Raw genomic sequence first — 18632 nt, 5'->3', positions numbered from 1 at the left:
ATCATATCAATCTGAAACCCTACTTACACTTAATTTTCAGGCCAATGAAACGCATGCCAATCTAACCATTGATGATTTATTACATAATCAACAAATTATTTTCTAAGTAAATTAGCGTGAGATAAAAGTGAATAATGTATTCGCTTTTATCGTGATTAAAGAATATTAAAAATTTAATCATAAAAAAGAGTTTTCGTAATATGCGAAAACTCTTTTATTTATAGATAGTGTTAATTTAAATTCGCTGTAATCTTTTTCAAAATACCTAAAATCACATCAAACTCGCTTTGAAGTGGAGTACTTTTGCGCGTGATTAAGGCGAGGGTGCGACTTGGAGCATCCTGAAGTGGTTTGATTACTAACTCATCATTACCCTTTAACATATGCGTTTCAATCGCGATCGCAGGTAACAAGGTAAAGCCTAAGTTTGAAGATACCATTTCAATCAGGGTAGGTAAGGAGCTGGCTTTCAGACGATTATCATTTTTACGCTCACCAATTGGGCAGGCACTTAAAGCATGATCACGTAAACAATGACCTTCTTCTAAAAGCATCAATCTGGATAAATCAAGATCATCCAAAGATTGAGCATTTAAAGAATGTTGATCATGTTTATTACAGACGAGGTATAAGTCTTCTTTGGCAACTTCTGAGACTTTTAAGCCGCGGGTATCAAATGGTAGAGCCAACAGCACCATGTCCAGATTGCCATGTTCAAGGCGCTCTACAATTTTTTCACTTTGTGCTTCGTGTAGATGAAGCTGAATCTTAGGAAGTTGCTTATGCACCTCTTCAAGAAGCGGTGTCAAAATAAAAGGCGCAATGGTCGGAATAATCCCCAAATGGAGATCTCCTGTGAGAGGTTCACTCATTTCCCGACTTAAACGCATCAAATCCTGAGCATCTGCCAGTAAAACACGAGCCCGCGCAACCACTTGTTCACCAAGCGGAGTTAAACGTACATTTTGGCGGTCACGTTCAACCAGAACGCCACCAAGCAAACGTTCAAGTTCCATAATCCCGCCCGACAAAGTCGACTGCGTGACGAAAGAACGACGTGCTGCTTCTGTAAAGTGCAACGTTTCTGACAGCGTCACTAAGTATGACAGCTGTCTCAATGATGGTAATGCAGCCATAGTGTCCTAATTTGATGTTCTAAAGTGGTTCGCAAATAAACCGCTAAGTTGTGGAATAAAATGTGCAGGGATATCATGCCCCATTCCATGAATTAATTCAAATTTGGCATTTGAAATTGCTTTGGCAACAGCTTTACCATGACTTGGCGGAAGTAACCGATCTTGTGATCCGTGTACAACAAGGGTGGGCTGTTGAATTTGCTTATCAAGTTGTAGTAATGAACCTGTACATAAAATGGCTAAAAATTGTTGTAACACGCCCGCAGGATGATAACTGCGTTGATAAAGTTTGCGTGCAGTTTGCATGGCTTCCATTTGATTGACATAACCCGGTGAGCCAATAATTTCATAAAGTTTTAGGCTATGATTAATAATACCATCTTCATCATTGGATTTAGGCTTACCAATCAGACTAAAAAGCTGTTTGGGAAATGGAGGCGGTAGCAAGGCCTGATTATTACTGGTAAATAATAAACCTAACTTCTCTACTTTTTCAGGATATTTCGCCGCAACAATTTGGGCAATCATCCCGCCCATTGATGCTCCGAGTACATAAACCTTACCCAATTGCATTTCATCAATCAACATGGATACGTCTTCAGCCATATCATAAAGGGTATAAGGCGCACCTTGATTGCCTAAACCCAATGCAAAACGTCCCATCAGCTTAAGCGTATTTAAACGTTTCCCTTTATGTCGAATCTTGGAGGAAAGACCAATATCACGATTATCGAAACGAACGACATGAAAGCCTTGATCGATCAATGATTTACAAAAGAAATCAGGCCAGAATAACATTTGGGCGCCCAAGCCCATCACCAATAAAATCGTTGGTTTTTCAGGATCGCCACCGACTTCGACATGAAGTTCAAGTCCATTGCTCAGTTTGACTTTTGTTTCATGCATAAATGAGGTGTAAGGTGAAACTTTGTATTCCAAGGCGCTATTCATTTTTCTTTTGATTCTCCAAAAAGGCATTTAACAAGATAAATGCCTTGGATTATTTAAACCTTAAATTTGAGCTGGAATCAAGTCTGGAACGAGTTTTGTTAAGGTCAAACGTTGTTTCGCTGCTGTTGGCCCAAGCAGTACAAAGCCACGTAATGTCCCCTCAGCATCTGAAGCTTTTGCAAGCATGCCATCTTCAAGTTCTTCAGTTTCCCAATTGACGTCAACATCTACAGGGGCGGGAAGTACAGTCAGAGGTGCCGCAGGTGTTTTAACAGCAACGGGCATGGCTGGATAATGTACAGACGTTGTTTGTCCAGTTAATGTTTTAGCTAATGCACGAGCTTGCTGCATAATTGGCATAACATAAGGAAGCAATGTTCCATTGACTTCGGCACAGTCGCCAATTGCAAAAATATCAGTTTGATTAGTTTCGAGTAAACTGTTGGTAATGACACCACGACTGGTTTGAATCTCGGCGGTTTTTGCCAAAGAGATATTAGGCTGTAAACCAATGGCTGAAAGGACGATATCTGCAACGAGGGTCTGCCCGTTGGCAAGTGTAACCGCATAATCCTGTCCATCATTTATTTTTGTGACTTTTTCAACTGTGGTTGAAAGTACAAAACGAATGCCACTTTGTTCTAGATTTTGTTGGAATGCTTCGGCTACATGGGCTGGCAATAGACGACCTAAAGGACGAGGTGATAAATCAATGACGGTGACATCGTGATCTGTATTTTGAAGATCATTTGCAAATTCGCAGCCAATGAGCCCAGCGCCTAAAATGACCACACGTTTGTCATTACATTGCGCTAGATTTTCGCGGAAGGCGCGATAATCAATCAGTGAATTCACCACATGAATGTCATCACTTCCATCGCCTGCAATGGCAAGGCGAATCGGATTTGCACCCACAGCTAACACTAATTTTGAATAGGGTTGAACGTTTTGTTGTCCATCTTTTTCTATGACTAGCTCATGACGATCTGCATGAATTTCTTTGACCCATGTATGCGTCTGAATTTGCATATTGAGTTGTGTTGACATTTTTTCGGCATCACCCAACTGAATTTGTTCAGGTGCTTTATTGCCAACAAGTGCATTAGATAAAGTCGGTTTAGCATAATTTACTGCATCGTCAGCACAAATCATGAGAAGTTCATGGTCTGGGTTTAATTTCCTAAACTCGCGAGCCAACGTGTAACCTGCCATGCCTGATCCAATGATGACGATAGGATGCATTGCGTATTCTCCATTCACAGTAAATGATTAACTTTTAAGTAAAAAGACCATGAATTGTACATGGTCTTGATGAAACATATTAGATTTCGATCATTTCAAAATCAGCTTTTGAAACGCCGCAATCTGGGCAAGTCCAGTCATCTGGAATGTCATCCCATTTTGTCCCCGGTGCAATGCCGTCTTGTGGCCAGCCTTCTGACTCGTCATAAATCCATCCACATACGATGCATTGATATTTTTTCATTTGATTCTCCAACCCGATAAGTTCGCTTCAGCTGCCTGTCGTAAAACGAATCCATTCTCTAAATATAGACTCTAGCGATAAATGCAATCACATTTATACAACTTATGATTTTTGCGCAGATCATCAGCTAAGTAAAGCAATTAAAGGAGTTTAATCATTCAGAATAAAAGCGGAATGGCAGCTTGGGACAAAAGCGTGGTTTTTTGGGCAATGAAGCCAATTAAGTCATTTTGAATAAAAATAAATTGATGTTTTACAATTGGTTGTATCGCGGTTTTCTTGAAAAAGTGGCGTGATAATTAATCAATAATCTTGTTGTTGATTGGTCTCACTGGTCTAGTTAAATATGAAGGTGTAAAATTAAGACATTCATTTGCCATCTTAGATTGTATTTATGACCGCTCTTGCTCAGACTTTATGGTCGCATATTCGGACTGTGCCTGATTTTCCTAAAAAAGGCATTTGTTTTTATGATTTAACTCCTTTATTTGTCAAAGAACTAGACTTACTCACTGATGCATTAATTGCAGCCATTCCCGAGTCACAATTACAACAGGTCGAAAGTTTTGTTGCAGTGGAGGCAAGAGGATTTGTATTAGCCACGTTATTGGCACAACGATTAAAAAAAGGTTTATTGTTGGTGCGTAAGGCGGGCAAGCTACCACCACCAGTCGAATGTGTTGGTTATAGTCTGGAATATGGTTCAGATCAGTTAGAAATGTCAGCGCAAATCGAAGCGCAAAAAGTTATTTTGGTAGATGATGTGCTAGCGACAGGTGGAACCTTAAAAGCGGTTAATCAACTTTGTCAAAAATGTGGACATCAGGTCTTGGGTGCTGTCATTTTACTGGATTTGCCAGATCTTCATGCGGATTTAGGTTTATCAGTCTGGCATGTGCTAGATAATAAATCTGAGGGTTATTCTGAATAAATCATATCCATAAAAAGAGAATGAGACCTCATTCTCTATAGGCGCTATAGGATAGCCTTCAGATTTACTTAAAGTACTGTTTTTGAATATGTTCAATTAGATGATTAATCTTTTCGGGCTGTTCAAGACGATGATGACCACCTTCAACAGCATCGATTAGCATATAGTTTTCCAATTGTGATTGAACTTCACGCATATCGATCACCTCATCACCTAATTCAAGATAAGCCAGTCGTGGAAGATCGTTATCCAGATCTTCAGGCGAAATAGGGGGATAGTCATCACGAAAAAGAGGGGTTAAACTTGGGTTAGCCACAATCGCAGCCAATTGATATTGACTAGAGAGTTTAAGCGCCCAATACCCGCCTAGACTATGTCCAATCAGAATATTTGGTCGAATGCTTTGAATAATATTTCGATAAAAATGTGCAACTGTTTCATAGTTTAAATTGCGATAATCGACATCAATACAAAACTTGTTTGTACTTTGAATAGCATGAAACTTGGTGGATTCACGCGAGGAATCCAAGCCATGCAAAAATAATATTTTAAATTGATCTTGCAGCATTTTTATTTAAACCAGTAGGATGAATAAACTGGTCATTCCATGTCCACAGCTATTCGTTTTAAAAGCACCTCAATGTTTAAATATTTTACTGTGAAGTATGGAGAATGAATCTTAGATTTTGGTCTAAGGAGATGGGTTAAAGCATTCAAGAAAATAGGATTCACATGAATTTCAAAGATAGAGCCGAAGAAATCATACGAAAATCTGATGACATCTGCTAAACTCTACGACTTCATTTTTTTACTTAATCGAGGCAGAGATGACGCAACAAAACGCTCAATCGACTTCTGAACCCATTATTTCCGAAAACGATTTAATTGCACAGCGTCATGCCAAGTTAAAACAAATTCAGGACAATGCGAAGCAAAGTGGCCAAAGTCCGTGGCCAAACAGCTTTAAACGCGAACATTACGCTGCTGATTTACAAGAACAATTTAACGATCAAGATAAAGCACAGATTGAAGCGGCTGAACATGTTTATGTGAAAGTTGCAGGGCGTGTCATGCTCAATCGTGGATCATTTATGGTGATTCAGGATATGACAGGTCGTATCCAGCTGTATGTGGACCGTAAAGGGTTGCCAGCAGAAACTTTGGAAACCATTAAGAGTCTGGATCTGGGCGATATTATCGCGGCTGAAGGCTATATTGGTCGTTCAGGCAAAGGCGATTTATATGTTCACCTTGAAGGCTTTGAATTACTGACCAAATCGTTGCGTCCTTTACCAGACAAATTTCATGGTTTAACTGATACCGAAGCTAAATATCGCAAACGTTATTTGGATTTGATCGTCAATGAAGAAACGCGTAAGACTTTTGAAATTCGTGCCAAAGTGGTTGCAGGGATTCGTGCATTTTTGAACAATGAACGTTTTATGGAAGTTGAAACCCCAATGATGCATATCATTCCGGGTGGTGCTTCTGCGCGTCCATTTGAAACGCATCACAATGCATTGGATATGCCATTATTCTTGCGTATCGCGCCTGAGCTTTATTTAAAACGTCTGGTGGTAGGTGGTTTTGAACGTGTGTTTGAAATTAACCGTAACTTCCGTAATGAAGGGGTATCGACACGTCATAACCCTGAATTTACCATGATCGAATTTTATCAGGCTTATGCGGATTATAAAGACCTGATGCAATTGACTGAAAACATGCTGGAAAAATTGGCTCTGGATATTCTGGGTAGTACAGACGTTCCGTATCAAGGCGAAGTATTCAGCTTTAAAGGGCCGTTTAAAAAGATTTCCATGTTCGATGCGATTTTGGAAAATAATCCAGAATTTACGCCTGAAAATGTGAATGATCGTGAATTTTTGGCTAAATTTACTCAAGACGTATTAAAAGAACAGGTAAAACCTGGCTTTGGTTTAGGTAAATTACAAACGATTGTGTTTGAAGAAACCGTTGAAACCAAATTGCGTCAGCCTACATTTATTACTGAATATCCAGCGGAAACGTCACCACTAGCGCGTCGTAACGACGACAATCCACATATTACTGATCGTTTTGAATTCTTTATTGGTGGTCGTGAATTGGCGAATGGTTTCTCGGAGTTGAATGATCCGATCGATCAAGCGGAACGTTTTCAGGCGCAGGTTGCAGAAAAAGATGCAGGTGATGATGAAGCGATGCACTATGATGCTGACTTTGTGGAAGCACTTGAGTATGGTTTACCACCAACCGCAGGTGAAGGCATCGGAATTGATCGTTTGGTGATGTTATTTGCTGATGCACCAAGTATCCGTGATGTTATTTTATTCCCGCATATGCGTCGGAAAGAAGGTTAATATTTTAAAAGCAAAAACAAGCGCCTAAATGGCGCTTGCTTTTTATGGATGCAGAAAAATTATTTTTTGACGGCTTGTGTATAACGTTCGTTGACTTTATTCCAGTTCACCACACTCCAAAATGCCTTGATATAGTCCGCACGACGATTTTGGTATTTTAAATAATAGGCATGTTCCCAAACATCCAATCCGAGTAAAGGCGTACCTTTTGTTTCAGCAATATCCATGAGTGGATTATCCTGATTCGGTGTTGAGGTGATGGCAAGTTTTCCATCTGGCGTGACGATCAGCCAAGCCCATCCTGAACCAAAACGACCCGAAGCTGCCTCGTTAAATTTTTGTTTAAAGGCATCTAATGAACCAAAGTCCTGATTGATTTTTTTCAGCAGTGTTGCGCTTGGTTGCCCTGTTTTCGCTGTGGGTGCTAGGCTATCCCAAAAGAAGGTATGGTTAAAATGACCACCACCATTATTACGAACAGCTGTATTGTATTTTGAAATCTGTTTTTGTAGCTGAATAAGTTCGATTTTGTCGAGCTCTGGATAAGTCTTAATCTGTGCATTCAAGTTATCGACATAAGCTTTATGATGTTTGCCATAATGAATTTCCATGGTTTGTTGATCAATGGCGGGCTCTAAAGCATTGCTGGCATAGGGTAAAGGTGCTTGTTTAAAGTCAGCAAGTGCAGACATACTGATGACTGATGTAGTTAAAAGAAAAAGCGTAGTCTTAAATGCTCGTGTCATTGGATCGTCCTTATATGTCGAAAACTTTTTCAAGATCACATAGTAACGGGTTTATTATAGAGAATGATTCTTGGTTACATATATATAATAAATTTTGTATCAAATTGATCAAAAATTAAATATTCTTTAAGTTTTATATGGATCATTTTTAGACTTATTTCAGACATTCTTTTATTTCTTTTTGCGGAAGAAAAATAAAAGGCGGTTTCAAACCATGATGACAGAAGTCTTTTGTCTAAACATACACAGCAATACTATTTTTAATTTATTTATCTCAAATAAACTGCTCAATAGAATTTGAGTCATGCATCACCCAATATTGTATTTTGTATGCTAAATGTTCTTAAATTTTAAATGTCACCCAGTATTTCAATGTATTTGAGTATTTGATGAACAGATGGTCGCTAAAGGTGTTGACGCTTATCCTGCTTCTATAGATAATGCGCACACAGTTTATGGCTATGTAGCTCAGTTGGTTAGAGCACCGCACTCATAATGCGGGGGTCACAGGTTCAAGTCCCGTCATAGCCACCATTTTTAAAGATCATGTACCTTACGTGATCTTTTTTTTTATTTACATTTTTCGTTCATCTACTTTTGTTAACATCAAGTTCAATGTTTTAGTTTTCTAATTAAAAACGAACTTATGCATTTTCATTACCTCACTTTCAGGAAGTTATGACATGAATAAGTCAGTATTACTACTCACAACAAGTATTATTTTTAGCTCGAGCAGCCTATGGGCATCCGATTTAAGTTGGGGTGATCCTCAAGAAAATCTGGGGGAAATCAAACTTTCAGGTGCAATACGAACTCATTTTTATAGTAAGGATTATCAGGAAAAAGCCAATGAGGGTCAAAATAATCTTTGGCGTTTAGCAGATATTCGTCTGGTGCTGGATTATGAAAATCCAGATTGGCTGGCTTCGATAGATGGACGCTGCTATCGATATGATCAACTTTGTGATGCGGTTTTTTTACGTCACGCGTGGATAGGCTACAAGTTAAATGATGAACAACGGATAAGTTTAGGTTTGCAGCCTATTAATTTTGGATTAGGTGAATTTTGGGGCAGTAGTTATTATGAAACGCTCATGAATACCTTAGGGTTTGAGGATGTTTCCAATCTTGGAATCCAATACCAACTTCATCATGATGACTATCACGCGAGCTTTGCATTCTATCCAAGTGATGGTGGAAATTATAAAGGCACATCAAAAGATGCCAGTCGTTATACTCCAAACTTTGTGGAATCAGATGATTTAACTACGGGAACACATTTAAAAGAAAAAAATATGTGGATCGCGAGGTTAACCAAAAAAATTGAATTAGATGAACGTCGTCAGCTAAGTACAGAGCTAGGGACATCTTTTTGGTATTCAGAGATTGAAAATAAACGTACTCATCGCGATGGACATCGTAGCACATGGAATATTTTTGCTACGACTCAATTCGGTCAGTGGCAATGGCTTAGTTTATATGGTCAGCAGAAGATCAATAATCACGACGATATGTTCCCAGACAGCTCAACCATGGGTGCTTTTGATAGCAATTACCAACTGGCAAACCAAGGACGCTATTTCCTCAATGAAGTGAATTACACCTTTGAGCAACCCTATTTTCACTTAGAAAATATTAGGCCGTATTTATCGCATAGTCGTTTCTTTAAAGATGAATCAGGTTATAAAGATTCAGAGCGTTTAATTGGTGGGATTGCATTTAATTATAAAGCCATTGGCGTTCAGGCTGAATACCTTATGAGTCGCAATGACCCGATGAACGGCGGAGACGCTGAAAGTTTGGCACAGGGGAATCAAACTCAGAATGGCTGGGATAAAATGTTTTATCTCGCGGTGGGTTATTATTTTTGATTATCAGGTTTTAAGCTCAATACATACTAGAAAATGTATTGAGCTTAAAGATTAGTTCGATTTTAAATGTTTAGAAATTACATTAAGCGTATCTGAACGAAGGTAAAATGGTTTCAATAGATTAAAGATTAAAGGCTCTAATAAATCCTGTTCATCCAATGCCTGAATCGCCTTAGGATAAAAACGTAAAGCTTCTGTTTGTATATCTTGTTCTGTTAATCCAACTCCAAACAGTAAATCTTGCAGAGTTTCATCTTCATAAAAACGATAGAACACCTCAACTCCATGTAAAATCAGATTTTGCATTAAAGGCGATTGGCGCAACTCTTTCCAATACTCATAAATTAGAACAAAAAATTCTTCAATATCAATGGGTTTAAGTTGAGAGGCGTATTGATAGATGGTTTTCTCTTTGACATCATCCCAAATATCACGAATGAGAATTTCCAAATCCTCATTACTTAAAATGCTTAACCCAGCAAGTTGCTGCTGAATAAACTCAGCTAGATAATCTTCTAGCTTTTGTTCAAGGCGTTGTTGCTGAATGCTCGAAAACTGACGTAATTTACGTTTCCATTCAGACTCAGCGCGTTCTGGCAACTGACTTTTGGAGTTTGAGGTTGTAAATAATACAGGAAGCTTATTTTGTAAAACCGTTGTAGCAATAAACTGACACAACTGCCGAATCGCAGGGCTACTTTTCAAAAATTGGTTCAAATAAACCCGCACATTATCGAGTTCTAGAAATTTGGATAACCAGATTTCAAATTGATAATCAGAAACCAAGTCATTGACAGTGGCGGTAGACTGAAGCGTATATAAATAAATTTTTTGCGCAATTTCACCAATAAATTCAAGCAAACCAGCGCCAAGCTGCATTTCTAAGGCATAGCGTTTGACTACATCTTGTAGTTGCTCAAGGCTCACCACTTGACCAAGTGTCAAATGTTGTGAGGTATTAAATATGAGATGGGTAATATGCTGTAGATATTCTGGTGAATGTTCACCAGCAAGCTGCTGTTTAAAATAACGCACTTGCTCAAGCAAAAGTGCTTGAGCAAGTTGTTCGCTAGGCGATAATGTCTGATCCGTGACAGTTTGATCCTTAGATGTCATCTGGTCTCCAACCATTTACGATAGGGTAGCGGCGTTCGCGACTAAAAGCACGTGAGCTGATACGCGGTCCAATCGCGCCCTGACGACGTTTATATTCGTTTCGATCTACAAGACGAATGACTTTTTCAACAACTGCTTTATCAAAACCTTTGGCAATAATATCAGCCTGACTTTGATCTTCTTCTATATAGGCATACAGGATTGCATCCAGAATATCATAAGCAGGTAATGAGTCCTGATCTTTTTGGTCTGGACGTAATTCTGCTGATGGCGGTCGAGTGATCACACGCTCAGGAATGACAGGCGTATCACTTAAACTATTACGATACTTTGCCAATTCAAATACGATGGTTTTATACACATCTTTGAGGACTGCAAAACCACCGACCATATCACCGTAAAGTGTACAATAACCGACTGCCAGTTCAGATTTATTACCTGTTGAGAGCACCAGATTACCAAATTTATTGGATAAACCCATCAATAGCGTACCACGTGCACGAGCTTGCAGATTTTCTTCGGTAGCATCGGCAGGACTGTTGCCAAAAAATGGATACAGGGTTTGCATAAAGCTATTCACAATATTGTGAATTTCAGCAATCCCAAAGGTTACGCCCATACGTCGTGCTTGTTCAGAAGCATCTTCAACACTGATTTGCGCCGTATAAGTATAAGGCATCATGACGGCTTGTACTTTATCTGGACCAAGAGCATCCACTGCAATTGCAAGTGTTAGTGCCGAATCGATACCGCCAGATAAACCTAAGATTACACCTGGAAAACCAGAACGCTGAACATAGTCACGGGTTGCCATGACCAAACCTTGATAGATTTCAGCAATCGCATCCAGATTTGGCGATGGATCAGCCACATTAAACTTTTTATCTTCAGGATTAAAGTCTGTGAAATAAAGAGCTTCTTTAAAGCTAGGTGCTTTAAGTGCCAAACTGCTGTCATGATTGATAATAAAACTACTACCATCAAAAATCAGATCATCTTGTCCACCGACTTGATTGACATAAATCAAATTCACATTAAATTGTTTAGACAATTCCGTCAGGGTTTGTACACGATGTTGTGGCTTACCGACTTCATAAGGGGATGCATTTAAAATAACAATACTATCCACATTGAGCTGTGCGACTTGCTTAACCGTATTGATTGACCAGATGTCTTCACAAATCAAGACACCAAATTTATGACCTAAATATTCAAAAACAAGATGCTGATGACCCTCATTAAAATAACGTTTTTCATCAAACACACCGTAGTTAGGTAGATTGTGTTTGTTATAGATTCCGAGGACTTGACCGTCTTTCATCACCGCCGCTGAGTTATAACGTTGGCCTTCTTCGGTTAAATGTACAAAACCAAATACCATGACGATATCTTTGACTTCAGCAAGCTGTTTAAAGGCTTTATCGATACGTTTGGCAAGTGCTGGACGTAACAATAAGTCTTCAGAAGGGTAACCAATCACTGAAAGTTCTGGGAAAATAATTAAATCAGCATTTTGTTTTTTTGCTTCAAGCGCCTGCTCAATCATTTTTTGAGCATTTGCATCTATATTGCCAATATGCGGTGAAAATTGGGCAAGGGCAATTTTAAAACTTTTCATCCAAACCTAATCCTAGATTAAATATATAGATATACACAACATGTTGATTTATCATTTTTTTTGTTCAACTTTGCGTATGAGGTAACAAAGTAAATTAACGTATAACGTAAAAGCGCAAGGTGGATAATATATACCAATCCAATGTTTTTCGGCGTAAAAAATGACAAGTTTTTGCATATTATTATGGAATACTTACAAATTGACATTTTTTAAGCAACTCATCATAGCATTATATTAAGCAAATCATGATGTGTTTAGAATAAGATGATATACGGTTTAAACAAGCACTTGATGGTTCAAAAACGCTTGCTGACCCATGCTGAAAAGCAATTGGCAATGAGTGTGTTTGGCACATCCATTAAACTTGAGCATATTCAAATTGTGGCGCATCGATTGGTTTTAAAACACTATGCGATTAGTCCCAATGGCAATATTTATTTTCATCCAGCAAATTGGTGTGAGGATTTTACTCAAGATACGATTTTAAAGCAGTCGTGGTTTATTCATGAACTGGTACATGTTTGGCAGTATCAGCAAGGTGTTAAGCTGATTCGTACAGCTCTATTTGATCGTAAATATAATTATGTGTTACAGCAGGGCAAACAATTTTTTCAATATGGTATTGAACAGCAAGCACAGATGGTACAAGACTATTTTATTCGCTTGCACACAGGACAACCCTGTCAAGATCTTGCTACATGTATTCCATTTATTCCGAAATAAAACATAAGAGTATCGTTGACTTGGGTATGGATAAAAAGTTGATTTGTGTGTTGATCAAAACTGAAGATTAATCATTAGAAAAATAAACGATCTAAAAGCGTCAGAGGTCAAATCGCAGCAATGATTTAACCTCTGTCACTTGGTTTAAACTGGGAAATTTAAACCTAAATAAATGCTGTTATTGAGAGAGCCTTAGATTATTGAGCTGGCTGTGTAGGTTGAGCTTGTCCTTGAGCTTCCGCAGCATTTTCAGAACCAGGTTGAGCTGAGGTAGGTTGACCAGCAGCTGACTCAGGCGTCGCTGTGTTTGGAGATTCTTGAGTGGATACTACCACTTTTTCTTGCTCTTGAGCATGATCTGCTTTTGCAGCAAAAGTAGTAGCAGCAGCTAAAGTAAGTGATGAAGCTAGTAGAATTTTAACGAGTTTCATTGGAGGCATCCTTTATTTAAATTAAAAAAAGCGATCAGTGAATGACTTTGAGTTGAGTAATCAAACGACTTCGCTTGAACATCATGCTAGAAGTTCTGTTGACAGGCAGCAATCAATGCAACAATGCTTAACGAGTAGATTTACACAAAAATTACAAATGGTGGGTGACTGTATTTTTATTGTAAAAATCATGCAATTTAATCCTGTAAAAAGTGTATGGATTTATTTCGTGATGATTAAAAATAAACCAATATCATTACTCATATTTACACAAACACAGACAAACAGAGAATAGCTAAATTGGATATTTCACTAAATAAATGGATTTTAATTATTTTATTGAATATGTGGTGTGATTTTTATCACAAAATGACTTTAAGTGAATGCATCAAGAAAGAGCTAGGTATTTTTAAAAGATCCATAATAAGATAGATCACTTCGCTACGAAGACGTCTGAAAAAGCCAAAATGCTCCCATGATTGATAAGCTGAGTTTAACGTGAAAATTATTAATTCAAGACCTGTTCCCACTCATATTCTTTCAGGATTTTTAGGTGCAGGTAAAACGACGTTGCTGCAACATTTATTACAACAAAAGCCTGAGCATGAAGTCTGGGCAGTCCTCATGAATGAGTTTGGTCAAATTGGCGTTGATCAACAGCTTTTGCCGCAGCAGCAAGGGTTTGAAATCAAAGAACTGCTTGGTGGTTGTATGTGTTGTAGTAGCCAATTGCCTTTACATATCGCGTTGGCGCGGTTGCTCTCCGAGTCAAAACCAGATCGTTTATTTATAGAACCCACCGGATTAGGGCATCCTGCACAATTGATGGAACAACTGACTGAGCCGCATTGGCAAAGTAGTCTGGATATGCGGGCATTGGTCACAGTGGTAGATGGCAGTCGATTACATGAAAGTAATTGGGTCAAACAAAATCTCTATGAGGATCAGATCAAGGCCGCTGAAATAGTCGTCATTTCGCATACAGATGTGATGACCTTTGACGATGATCAGGCATTGTTGCAACTTCAACAAGAATATGAGGTTTACCAACAACAATGGTTAAGTACCGCGCATGGGGAGCTTCAGCTAAAACAGATTGATCTGGCACATGTTACCCATGAACGTAAAATTCAGCCCTTACTGATCCAGCAAAGACAACAGCTGGCTACGGAACAAGCAACTGAAATTAAAGAATTACCTTACCATTATGTAGAACAGGCGCAGGGTTATATGGTTGCTGGCTGGAAATTTCCGCGTCGTTGGATCTTTAATTTTGACCGATTATTGGATGTGTTATGTGAACAGCAGAATTGGTTGCGTATAAAAGCCATTTTTCATACCCATCAGGGCTGGATGTATTTTAATTGCAACCCGAATCAGTTTAATTATAAAACGGGTGAAGAAAATATTGATAACCGTATTGAAATGATTAGTCAGCATGAGCACAACTGGCTCAAACTGGAAACTGATTTATTGGCCGCGAGAATAGAAATCTGATCAGGTTTCTATTCTATGTTTAAGATTATTTGAGGTTTATAAGTCAATTTATTTTTGATCTAACACTGCTTTGGCCTGTGCATGGTCAATATCTTTTTCCCAGTGTGAGATGACAACAGTCGCAACACAATTGCCGATGAGGTTGGTACAAGCACGGACAATTCCAATAAACCAATCCACCGAAAGAAGAAGTACCAGACCAATGGCAGGTAAACTTGGAATTACCGATAAAGTCGCGGCTAAAATCACCAAGGCTGAACCTGGAATCCCGTGCGCACCTTTAGAAGTCACAAGTGAAACCAATAAAATAGCCAGTAGGTCATGCATGGAAAGATCAATATTGCAGGCTTGTGCAATGAAAATAACGCCCAAAGTTAAGTAGATGGAAAAACCATCCAGATTAAAAGAATAACCCGTTGGAATGACCAAACCGACCGTTGAATCTTTAATACCAAGCGCTCTGAGCTTTTTCATGATTTGTGGCAAAACAGAATCTGAAGACGCTGTGCCTAAAACAATGGAAAGTTCATCTTTAAAGTAGTTTAAAAATTTGAAAATATTTAAACCTGCAAGTTTAAGGATGGAACCCAAAATCACTACCACAAAGACAATACAGGTCAAATAAAACAAAATCACCAGATAGCCTAGTTGCATGAGTGAGTCTAGTCCAAATTTTGCTGTGGTATAGGCCACCGAACCTAAAACGCCTAAAGGTGCGAGACGAATAATCAGTCCCATCATCTTGAATAAAACTTCAGAAAAAGCTTCGATGGATTGACAGACCAGTGATGAAAATTGTTTAGGAATCAGCAGCAGACTGACACCAAATAAAATGGCAATCAGTAAGACTTGAAGAATATCGCCATCAGTAAAGGCACCGAATAAGGTTTTCGGAATGATATGCAAAATAAAATCAGAACTTGAACTAATCGCGTGTGCACGTTCGGTATAGGTACTTAAATCCTTACTGTCGAGCTTAGTAATATCAATATTCATTCCGACGCCAGGTTTGAAGATATAAGCGACGGCAATGCCCAGCATGAGTGCGATAGTGGTGACTACTTCAAAATAGAGAATGGTTTTTGCACCAACTTTTCCCATTTTTTTAATATCACTTGCACCATAAATACCCAATACCACAACACAAAACACAATAGGGGCGATCAGCATTTTGATCAAAGAAATGAAACCATCTCCTAATGGCTTTAAATTTAAAGAAAAATCATGAAAACTTAGACCAATTACGATCCCCAAAATCAATGCAATAATGACTTGAAGAAAAAGACTGGATTTAATTTTTTGCCACATTGTACAGGTTCATCATCGAAAATTTCCCCAAACATTGCAAAAAGCTCGCCAATTTGAGATTGTGCTATCAAAAAAAGAAAATAACTAAAGATCAAACAATGCTGCAATGTCAGGAAATTTGAAAAAATAGATGAAAACGATAACTTCAATCTGATTGCTAAAATCGGGTATGCTAGCGCCCATCAAAAATGGACAGTTTCATTATGGCGCTAAAAGCAACAATCTATAAAGCAGACTTAAATATTGCAGATATGGATCAGCATCAATATGGTGATTATCAACTCACATTAGCGCTGCATCCTTCTGAAACTTTAGAGCGTTTGATGGTTCGTATCGTGGCGTTTGCACGTTATGCAGATGAACAACTCGAATTTACCAAGGATTTATTTGAAACCGATGAACCTGCTTTATGGAAAAAAGACTTAACAGGTTTACTTGAGCAGTGGATTGAAGTGGGTTTGCCGTCTGAAGATAAAGTCAAAAAAGCGGCTGCGCGTTGTAAACAGGTGGCTGTGATTGCTTATGGCTCACAAGTCGATGAATGGTGGAAAAGAAATCCTAAAATTAAAACCCTTGAAAATGTGGAAGTCTGGCAAATTTCAGCAGAGAGTTCAGCACAACTTGAGCAACTTAGTCAGCGTACTATGCAATTACAACTGAACGTGATGGATGGTGAGTGGACACTCATCGGTGATCAGGCGCAAGTTGTGATTCAATGGACACAGTTACAAGGGTTATAATCTTGACAAGATAAGCCACGTTATTTGATCTGGAGAAATGTATCATGACCGCAGAACTAGAAATTATCGATTTGAAAGTAGGAGAGGGTAAAGAAGCCGTTAAAGGAGCTTTAATTACCACACATTATACAGGCTGGCTTGAAGATGGAACCCAGTTTGATTCTTCACTAGATCGTGGTCAATACTTTCAATGTGTCATTGGTACTGGTCGTGTGATTAAAGGTTGGGATCAGGGCATCATGGGAATGAAAGTTGGCGGCAAACGTAAGTTGATCGTTCCTTCGCACCTTGCTTATGGTGAGCGCAAGATGGGTAAAATTATTCCTGCAAACTCAAATCTTATCTTTGAAATTGAATTGTTCGATGTCAAAACGCGTGATGATTAAACTTTAAATCATCTTACACATCGAATCTTTTATTTCGATATTGTAGGTTCGATGTGTATGAGCAATTTATGTTATGGCACATTTTAAAATGTGATGTTTAAATGAATAAAAAACAAGAGACTTCTTTCTACGTCCCTTTTATTTCTTCCTATGCAAGAAAAAATAAAAGAGTTTAAACAATGATGAAAGAAGTCTTATATATCTTAAATTTTTAACATCATAAAAAAGAATAGTCCGAGCTAAACCTAAGCAGAGTTAGAAGAGATTTGCTTGTTTAAATTGATGAAATGCAATGGGATGTTGAACGATTAAGTTATGTTCATCTAATTCAAAAGGCATCATCAAATAGAGTTAACGCATAGAAATAGAACGCATAAAAATACAATACCTTCATTCATAGAAGAAATTAACCTAATCTTGAATACATATTTTTCAGAATATTTTTAAGGGTTGAGTCAAAAATTTAAATAAATTTACAACAATTTTATGTGATTTATTTGACTTTTATTTGTGTAAAATTAGATCAATAGGCAAAATACAACTGAATGCTATAAATGCTAAGCGAAGCTAAATATTTTCTAACAAACTTTGAAAATTTGGCTTCATATAAATTCTAAGATAAAAGCAACAATAAGAGAGACCACGACGATGAATGATTATTCTGATTTAACCGCGACAGAGCTTTTAAAAGAGCTACACCACTTCTTTATGATTGATACCACTGAGGATGAATATCCTGGATTGTGGGTACAAGAAAAAGTTAATTTTGATAAGCATTATTGGCTAGATGAAGACTATAAAGTTGAATTGATTAAAGAGACATTATCCATGCATCCGCATCAGTCCGCAAATTATCGTATCACTCTATTTCAAGAAGGAGAGCCGATCACTTTATTGGATTATGATGGGGTCAATAAAAAGATCAAAATTTTCCGCCGTGGACAGTGGATTAATCGTTTATATAAATATTTGTATCAAAAAGAACGTTATTATCTGGAACAAATGGCTGAAAATCCGAATTTTGCAATCATTGAATATTAGGCTTCTTTCATGATGGTTTGAACACTCTTTATTTTTCTTGCATAGGGATGAATAAAAGGGACTTATGAAAGAAGTTTATTAAGTGGTGATATGAACGTTTTGTCATATTTTAAGAAAAACTAAGTGAGGTGATTATACTTTATTGTAATTTTCTTATAAGAAAGATGGTAATTTTGCCATCTTTTTTTATGCAAAAATAATCAATGGATTGTAATCGTTTTTGGGCGTTTTTTGTACAAAAACAAATGTTTGAATATTCATCTAAAAATTTTTTATAGCTTGCAATATGACTGT

At 37.9% G+C, this 18632-nt stretch carries 18 protein-coding genes and 1 tRNA gene; 9 read left to right on the top strand and 10 right to left on the bottom strand.

The features are described from left to right. Positions 1 to 230 precede the first annotated feature (230 nt). From oxyR to rubA, 4 genes are all read right to left on the bottom strand, one after another. Positions 231 to 1136 carry a LysR family transcriptional regulator OxyR gene (oxyR, locus tag EGS47_RS02395; RefSeq protein ID WP_004990358.1) on the bottom strand — a complete coding sequence of 302 codons (906 nt, stop codon included), beginning with the start codon at positions 1134 to 1136 and terminating at the stop codon, positions 231 to 233. Positions 1137 to 1142: 6 nt separating this feature from the next. After that, positions 1143 to 2087 (bottom strand): esterase EstB, encoded by a 945-nt coding sequence (estB, locus tag EGS47_RS02390; RefSeq protein ID WP_004990357.1) that lies wholly within the window; start codon positions 2085 to 2087, stop codon positions 1143 to 1145. Between the two features lie 60 nt (positions 2088 to 2147). Beyond that, positions 2148 to 3329 (bottom strand): rubredoxin reductase RubB, encoded by a 1182-nt coding sequence (rubB, locus tag EGS47_RS02385; RefSeq protein ID WP_005003284.1) that lies wholly within the window; start codon positions 3327 to 3329, stop codon positions 2148 to 2150. 79 nt (positions 3330 to 3408) lie between these two features. Then, positions 3409 to 3573 carry a rubredoxin RubA gene (rubA, locus tag EGS47_RS02380; RefSeq protein WP_004990351.1) on the bottom strand — a complete coding sequence of 55 codons (165 nt, stop codon included), beginning with the start codon at positions 3571 to 3573 and terminating at the stop codon, positions 3409 to 3411. 394 nt (positions 3574 to 3967) lie between these two features. On the opposite strand from rubA, the gene EGS47_RS02375 reads away from it, so the two are divergent. Then, positions 3968 to 4504 (top strand): adenine phosphoribosyltransferase, encoded by a 537-nt coding sequence (locus EGS47_RS02375; RefSeq protein WP_005003289.1) that lies wholly within the window; start codon positions 3968 to 3970, stop codon positions 4502 to 4504. Positions 4505 to 4568: 64 nt separating this feature from the next. Here EGS47_RS02375 and EGS47_RS02370 read toward each other — a convergent pair whose 3' ends face one another. Continuing rightward, entirely contained in the window at positions 4569 to 5072 is a 504-nt protein-coding gene (locus EGS47_RS02370; protein WP_005003292.1) for a YqiA/YcfP family alpha/beta fold hydrolase, read from the bottom strand. 259 nt (positions 5073 to 5331) lie between these two features. Between EGS47_RS02370 and lysS the strand changes: the two genes are divergently transcribed. Continuing rightward, positions 5332 to 6861, top strand: coding sequence for a lysine--tRNA ligase (gene lysS, locus EGS47_RS02365; protein WP_005003294.1), 1530 nt, complete (start codon positions 5332 to 5334; stop codon positions 6859 to 6861). Positions 6862 to 6920: 59 nt separating this feature from the next. Here the strand turns inward: lysS and EGS47_RS02360 are convergent, their stop codons facing one another. Then, complete coding sequence (locus EGS47_RS02360; RefSeq protein ID WP_119686725.1) at positions 6921 to 7607, bottom strand: superoxide dismutase; 687 nt, start codon at positions 7605 to 7607, stop codon at positions 6921 to 6923. A gap of 457 nt (positions 7608 to 8064) precedes the next feature. Here EGS47_RS02360 and EGS47_RS02355 point away from each other — a divergent pair. Further along, positions 8065 to 8141 (top strand) — tRNA-Met (locus EGS47_RS02355). A 149-nt stretch (positions 8142 to 8290) separates the two neighbouring features. Continuing rightward, positions 8291 to 9478 carry a hypothetical protein gene (locus EGS47_RS02350; RefSeq protein WP_005003300.1) on the top strand — a complete coding sequence of 396 codons (1188 nt, stop codon included), beginning with the start codon at positions 8291 to 8293 and terminating at the stop codon, positions 9476 to 9478. Positions 9479 to 9529: 51 nt separating this feature from the next. Here EGS47_RS02350 and EGS47_RS02345 read toward each other — a convergent pair whose 3' ends face one another. Continuing rightward, the gene (locus EGS47_RS02345; RefSeq protein WP_005003302.1) at positions 9530 to 10594 is read right to left on the bottom strand and encodes a hypothetical protein; all 1065 of its coding nucleotides are present in this window, start codon (positions 10592 to 10594) and stop codon (positions 9530 to 9532) included. After that, complete coding sequence (locus tag EGS47_RS02340) at positions 10584 to 12212, bottom strand: NAD+ synthase (protein ID WP_005003305.1); 1629 nt, start codon at positions 12210 to 12212, stop codon at positions 10584 to 10586. Before EGS47_RS02340 ends, EGS47_RS02345 begins: the two co-directional genes overlap by 11 nt. 264 nt (positions 12213 to 12476) lie before the next feature. On the opposite strand from EGS47_RS02340, the gene EGS47_RS02335 reads away from it, so the two are divergent. Further along, positions 12477 to 12935, top strand: coding sequence for a hypothetical protein (locus EGS47_RS02335; RefSeq protein WP_005003306.1), 459 nt, complete (start codon positions 12477 to 12479; stop codon positions 12933 to 12935). A 197-nt stretch (positions 12936 to 13132) separates the two neighbouring features. On the opposite strand, the gene EGS47_RS02330 is transcribed toward EGS47_RS02335, so the two are convergent. Next, positions 13133 to 13366 carry a hypothetical protein gene (locus EGS47_RS02330; RefSeq protein ID WP_004990327.1) on the bottom strand — a complete coding sequence of 78 codons (234 nt, stop codon included), beginning with the start codon at positions 13364 to 13366 and terminating at the stop codon, positions 13133 to 13135. A 498-nt stretch (positions 13367 to 13864) separates the two neighbouring features. On the opposite strand from EGS47_RS02330, the gene EGS47_RS02325 reads away from it, so the two are divergent. Further along, entirely contained in the window at positions 13865 to 14863 is a 999-nt protein-coding gene (locus EGS47_RS02325; RefSeq protein WP_005003310.1) for a CobW family GTP-binding protein, read from the top strand. A gap of 48 nt (positions 14864 to 14911) precedes the next feature. Here the strand turns inward: EGS47_RS02325 and dctA are convergent, their stop codons facing one another. Continuing rightward, on the bottom strand, positions 14912 to 16171 hold the full coding sequence (dctA, locus tag EGS47_RS02320; RefSeq protein ID WP_119686726.1) for a C4-dicarboxylate transporter DctA: 1260 nt from the start codon (positions 16169 to 16171) through the stop codon (positions 14912 to 14914). Between the two features lie 203 nt (positions 16172 to 16374). Here dctA and EGS47_RS02315 point away from each other — a divergent pair, with 203 nt between their 5' ends. The 3 genes from EGS47_RS02315 to EGS47_RS02305 all read left to right on the top strand — a co-directional run bounded on the left by EGS47_RS02315 (position 16375) and on the right by EGS47_RS02305 (position 18338). Further along, complete coding sequence (locus tag EGS47_RS02315) at positions 16375 to 16911, top strand: YaeQ family protein (protein ID WP_004990315.1); 537 nt, start codon at positions 16375 to 16377, stop codon at positions 16909 to 16911. Between the two features lie 44 nt (positions 16912 to 16955). Continuing rightward, positions 16956 to 17297, top strand: a complete 342-nt coding sequence (locus EGS47_RS02310) for an FKBP-type peptidyl-prolyl cis-trans isomerase (RefSeq protein WP_119686727.1) — start codon at positions 16956 to 16958, stop codon at positions 17295 to 17297. A 648-nt stretch (positions 17298 to 17945) separates the two neighbouring features. Further along, a complete protein-coding gene (locus EGS47_RS02305) occupies positions 17946 to 18338 on the top strand; it encodes a hypothetical protein (RefSeq protein WP_004990307.1) in 393 nt (130 codons plus the stop codon). Positions 18339 to 18632: the final 294 nt, after the last annotated feature.

The sequence above is a fragment of the Acinetobacter sp. FDAARGOS_515 genome, from assembly GCF_003938865.1.
In the GTDB taxonomy this organism is placed as follows: domain Bacteria; phylum Pseudomonadota; class Gammaproteobacteria; order Pseudomonadales; family Moraxellaceae; genus Acinetobacter; species Acinetobacter ursingii.
This window is presented reverse-complemented; position numbering and strand designations above follow the sequence as displayed.

Bases quoted from the DNA above. Each gene is read 5' to 3' on its own strand.
- oxyR (WP_004990358.1), bottom strand. From the start codon at position 1,136: ATGGCTGCATTACCATCATTGAGACAGCTGTCATACTTAGTGACGCTG.
- estB (WP_004990357.1), bottom strand. From the start codon at position 2,087: ATGAATAGCGCCTTGGAATACAAAGTTTCACCTTACACCTCATTTATG.
- rubB (WP_005003284.1), bottom strand. From the start codon at position 3,329: ATGCATCCTATCGTCATCATTGGATCAGGCATGGCAGGTTACACGTTG.
- rubA (WP_004990351.1), bottom strand. From the start codon at position 3,573: ATGAAAAAATATCAATGCATCGTATGTGGATGGATTTATGACGAGTCA.
- EGS47_RS02375 (WP_005003289.1), top strand. From the start codon at position 3,968: ATGACCGCTCTTGCTCAGACTTTATGGTCGCATATTCGGACTGTGCCT.
- EGS47_RS02370 (WP_005003292.1), bottom strand. From the start codon at position 5,072: ATGCTGCAAGATCAATTTAAAATATTATTTTTGCATGGCTTGGATTCC.
- lysS (WP_005003294.1), top strand. From the start codon at position 5,332: ATGACGCAACAAAACGCTCAATCGACTTCTGAACCCATTATTTCCGAA.
- EGS47_RS02360 (WP_119686725.1), bottom strand. From the start codon at position 7,607: ATGACACGAGCATTTAAGACTACGCTTTTTCTTTTAACTACATCAGTC.
- EGS47_RS02350 (WP_005003300.1), top strand. From the start codon at position 8,291: ATGAATAAGTCAGTATTACTACTCACAACAAGTATTATTTTTAGCTCG.
- EGS47_RS02345 (WP_005003302.1), bottom strand. From the start codon at position 10,594: ATGACATCTAAGGATCAAACTGTCACGGATCAGACATTATCGCCTAGC.
- EGS47_RS02340 (WP_005003305.1), bottom strand. From the start codon at position 12,212: ATGAAAAGTTTTAAAATTGCCCTTGCCCAATTTTCACCGCATATTGGC.
- EGS47_RS02335 (WP_005003306.1), top strand. From the start codon at position 12,477: ATGATATACGGTTTAAACAAGCACTTGATGGTTCAAAAACGCTTGCTG.
- EGS47_RS02330 (WP_004990327.1), bottom strand. From the start codon at position 13,366: ATGAAACTCGTTAAAATTCTACTAGCTTCATCACTTACTTTAGCTGCT.
- dctA (WP_119686726.1), bottom strand. From the start codon at position 16,171: ATGTGGCAAAAAATTAAATCCAGTCTTTTTCTTCAAGTCATTATTGCA.
- EGS47_RS02315 (WP_004990315.1), top strand. From the start codon at position 16,375: ATGGCGCTAAAAGCAACAATCTATAAAGCAGACTTAAATATTGCAGAT.
- EGS47_RS02310 (WP_119686727.1), top strand. From the start codon at position 16,956: ATGACCGCAGAACTAGAAATTATCGATTTGAAAGTAGGAGAGGGTAAA.
- EGS47_RS02305 (WP_004990307.1), top strand. From the start codon at position 17,946: ATGAATGATTATTCTGATTTAACCGCGACAGAGCTTTTAAAAGAGCTA.